Source organism: Lentilactobacillus sp. TOM.63 (assembly GCF_030361045.1).
Taxonomy (GTDB): Bacteria; Bacillota; Bacilli; order Lactobacillales; family Lactobacillaceae; genus Lentilactobacillus; species Lentilactobacillus dabitei.
The window spans coordinates 1-1,723 of the sequence record NZ_JAUCAP010000156.1 but is presented as its reverse complement, the minus strand read 5'-3'; the positions used below and the strand labels follow the sequence as shown (position 1 = coordinate 1,723).

Here is a 1,723-nt window from a genome sequence, read left to right as displayed (position 1 = left end):
AAGCACACCTGCTTTTTTTGCCTGCCTCACGGCGAGTGCGGGGTGAGTTTGAGCGGGAGCTCCCGCTCATTTATGGGGTCAAGCTAACACAGCTTGCAGGTTTGGGCAGCGCCCATGGTTTTATTCGTGCGGGATAGAAATTTGGAAATCAGGGGGGGCGAGGGAGCGAATTTTGCGACCGTACTACGACCCCCCTATAGGTGCCGAGTGCCAAATTTCAAAAAAACAGGTGCTTACCCTTACTCTCCCAAGGGTTACAGCGATTAAAAAGCGACCGCCGTTTGACCGCCGTTTTGACCGCCGTTTTGGTTTTCATGTATATAAAATGCACAATATTTTATAAAATGTTATACTAATTTATTGAAAGGCGGTGAACGTTATGGCAAATACAACAGATGAAAAAGTTAGAGTTGGTTTAGTTATGCCTAAATCTTTAAGAGATAATGCAAAAAAATTGGCAGAATCAAAAGGGCTTGATATGTCATCTTTGGTTCGATTGATTTTGATTGAGGAATTGAAAAAAAATAAATAAAAAAAGCGCCCTGTGCATAGGACGCAATCTAAAACTCTGTGAGGTAATTATAACATGACAGCAAATTATACTAAAGCAAGGTATTTTTCGTTTATTGTTTATCCAGAAAGTATCCCGACTGATTGGCGAGTATGTTTGGAAAAATTAGGATTGGCTATGGCGATAAGTCCATTGCATGATTGTGATGAAAAAAGGGATAGTAAAACTTGGGACGATAATAACGATGTAATTGTTAACGGCAAACATTATAAAAAACCGCATTATCACGTTTTATATATTGCTAAAAATCCTGTCACAACTGAAAGCGTGCGAAAGAAGATAAAGCGTGCTTTGGGTGTTAAGGCGGTATCTCATATCGAAATTGTTGATAGCGTTGAAAATACGTTTAAATATTTAACACATGAGTCAAAAGACGCTGTGGCAAAAAATAAGCATGTGTATGCTAAAACAGATATTGTTTATCTTAATGATTTTGATATTGACCGTTATATTGTTCTTGATGAAAACCAAAAGCGTGAATTGAAAAATTTGTTGTTAAATATCATTCGAAAAGAACACTTAGTTAATGTGATACATTTGCTTGATTTTATTGAAGTTCATGGTGCTGAACATGGTGTTCAAAACATGAGTGATGTGAATGATGTAATAACTGCTAATGCTGGTGGTTTTCGATTGTATTTTGACGCTAATTATCAAATGGGATATAGATATAATCGTAAGCCTAAAATTGATAAAGAAACTGGCGAAATACTAGAAGAAACTGAATGATGTGATGAAAGGACGGATAACTAGATCCGTCCTTTTTTGTTGTCGACTAGTCGACTTCTAGCACAAGTTTTTTGGTTTTAGCACAACTCCAATTTATTTGGAGTGTAAGTGCGCATTATCATGATAATGCGCACTTACACGTCATCTTTGATGACGTTATGCTAAACCCATTAAAACCTGCATCAGATTTCGCTTTGCTCAAACAAAACTGACTTGCGTCAGTTTGGAACATTCAAAAATAAATAAGTTCAGTCGCTAGCTCCTTCGAACTTTTTTATTTTTGAACGTTGATTTTAAAGGCTCTTATTTGCGTTCTAAGCGATTTTAGCTAACAGTGAGCTATCTAACTGTCCGTCAACGGTAAATCGACGTAGAACGGCTTTTAGCCGTTCTAGGAGGCTTTAAGGAGTTGACAGACTCACT

Annotated in this window: 2 protein-coding genes; both read left to right on the top strand. The window is 37.4% G+C overall.

What is annotated here, in order from left to right:
• Positions 1-379 precede the first annotated feature (379 nt).
• Entirely contained in the window at positions 380-532 is a 153-nt protein-coding gene (locus QUF07_RS13805) for a hypothetical protein (RefSeq protein ID WP_289428186.1), read from the top strand.
• Positions 533-586: 54 nt separating this feature from the next.
• The gene (locus tag QUF07_RS13800) at positions 587-1,300 is read left to right on the top strand and encodes a Rep family protein (RefSeq protein ID WP_289428185.1); all 714 of its coding nucleotides are present in this window, start codon (positions 587-589) and stop codon (positions 1,298-1,300) included.
• The last annotated feature ends 423 nt before the right edge of the window (positions 1,301-1,723 follow it).